Here is a 1,752-nt window from a genome sequence, read left to right as displayed (position 1 = left end):
GTTCGAGTCCCTGATGGTCCACCAAATAAATATTTAATAAGTACTTCGAGGTGTAGCGCAGTTTGGTAGCGCACGTGGTTTGGGACCATGGGGCCGGGGGTTCGAGTCCCTCCACCTCGACCAATATGTGGTGGGTATAGCTCAGTTGGTTAGAGCGCCAGATTGTGGCTCTGGAGGTCGTGAGTTCGACTCTCATTATCCACCCCAATTTATTTAATATGGCGACATAGCCAAGTGGTAAGGCAGTGGACTGCAACTCCTTGATCCCCAGTTCGAATCTGGGTGTCGCCTCCACTATTATAGATGCGCCTATAGCTCAACTGGATAGAGTGTCTGACTACGAATCAGAAGGTTAGGGGTTCGAGTCCCTTTGGGCGCACCATAAAGAATCCGGGATTATAGCTCAGCTGGGAGAGCACCTGCCTTACAAGCAGGGGGTCACAGGTTCGAGCCCTGTTAATCCCACCAGTGTTTAACCTCTAGTGATAATTCACTAGAGGTTTTTTAATATAAAAATAACTTATTAGATTAACTTCCAAATAATGTATATAAACTATTAAACCTGTCTAAATTCATATATATATGAGTTTAGGAGGATATAATATGAGTACTAAGAAAAAGATTGAAAAAGAGCTAGAAAAAGAGAATATAATTAAAGAAATAAAGAAGGCTCAAACAGACGTAGCAGTAGCTGAAAAGTTTTTTCAGTTTGTGAGTGATCCAGAATTAGTAGATGTTGCGATATACAATTTAGAAGCTAAAAAATCTAGATATAGATACTTAATAAAGATTGCAAAAGAAAAGGGAATAAAGAAATCTTTAAAAGAATCCTTAATAGAAGCAATGGCGAAATGATTTTAAAGGAGATGATATTTTGTACATAGTTTTTGGTAATGAAATAATTGATAGTAGTGAGATAAAAGATATTATAGAAAATAATAGTGATTTTAATGTAGAAAAGGATTTAACTAAAGGAAGCAAGAGAGAAGATACATTAGCATATCAAATAAGTATAGATGTAGCTTTATTAAATGAAGTTATAAAAGAAAGTTATGAATTAGATAGCATAGATGAAGAAGAATTATTTGATGAATATATGACTTTATCTGATGAATTAGCTATGGAATTAGAAGAATATATGCCAGAAGATATTATAATAAATGCTAGGGCATATAAATGGGATAATTCAGACAATACTATAAAATTAGTATTAGCTATGGCTCATTTAGAGTTAGGAGAACTAAAGCTTTCAGATATAACTAGAAGACTATTAACACAAGTTGATTAATAAATTAGATTTATTATAAATTGTTATATAATGATTAACATATAGGCTATGTTGATTGATTTTAAGATATTAGTGTTAGTAACGATAATTATATGATAGATTAAATCTAAGTTTAATCATCAAATTATTGAAATTACTATATTACAATTAATTATCAAATGTAAATATAACATAGCCTAAATATAAAATTAAAAAAATATAAAAAAACTTTAAAAAAAGTATTGACGATATAAATTAAAGATGATATATTATTACTTGTCCTTAAGAAAAGGGCAAAACAAAATAAAACAACTTAAAAAATAAGTTGACAAAGTAAAATAACTTTGGTAAACTTAAGAAGTTGAAAGAAAGAACTTTGAAAATTAAACAGTAGGTTAATTTATAGAATTGAAACTAACAAACCAAGCCAGATATTCAGATAATGATAGTCTGAGCAGGTAACAACTTTTATTTGAGAGTTTGAT

The 1,752-nt window shown here is 31.2% G+C and carries 2 protein-coding genes and 5 tRNA genes; all 7 read left to right on the top strand.

Annotation, left to right across the window (positions count from 1 at the left end; translation table 11 throughout):
• Window positions 1-46: 46 nt before the first annotated feature.
• The 7 genes from BN7997_RS14075 (at window position 47) to BN7997_RS14045 (ending at window position 1,288) form a co-directional block, all read left to right on the top strand.
• Window positions 47-123: transfer RNA gene (locus tag BN7997_RS14075), tRNA-Pro, on the top strand.
• 7 nt (window positions 124-130) lie between these two features.
• Window positions 131-207: transfer RNA gene (locus tag BN7997_RS14070), tRNA-His, on the top strand.
• 13 nt (window positions 208-220) lie between these two features.
• Window positions 221-294, top strand: a tRNA-Cys gene (locus BN7997_RS14065).
• 11 nt (window positions 295-305) lie between these two features.
• A tRNA-Arg gene (locus BN7997_RS14060) sits at window positions 306-382 on the top strand.
• A gap of 10 nt (window positions 383-392) precedes the next feature.
• A tRNA-Val gene (locus BN7997_RS14055) sits at window positions 393-468 on the top strand.
• Window positions 469-603: 135 nt separating this feature from the next.
• Window positions 604-855 (top strand): DUF2508 family protein, encoded by a 252-nt coding sequence (locus tag BN7997_RS14050; protein WP_207645598.1) that lies wholly within the window; start codon window positions 604-606, stop codon window positions 853-855.
• Between the two features lie 19 nt (window positions 856-874).
• Complete coding sequence (locus BN7997_RS14045) at window positions 875-1,288, top strand: hypothetical protein (protein WP_071121466.1); 414 nt, start codon at window positions 875-877, stop codon at window positions 1,286-1,288.
• Window positions 1,289-1,752: the final 464 nt, after the last annotated feature.

This window comes from Romboutsia timonensis, assembly GCF_900106845.1.
Taxonomy (GTDB): Bacteria; Bacillota; Clostridia; order Peptostreptococcales; family Peptostreptococcaceae; genus Romboutsia; species Romboutsia timonensis.
This window is presented reverse-complemented; position numbering and strand designations above follow the sequence as displayed.

Bases quoted from the DNA above. Each gene is read 5' to 3' on its own strand.
- BN7997_RS14050 (WP_207645598.1), top strand. From the start codon at position 604: ATGAGTACTAAGAAAAAGATTGAAAAAGAGCTAGAAAAAGAGAATATA.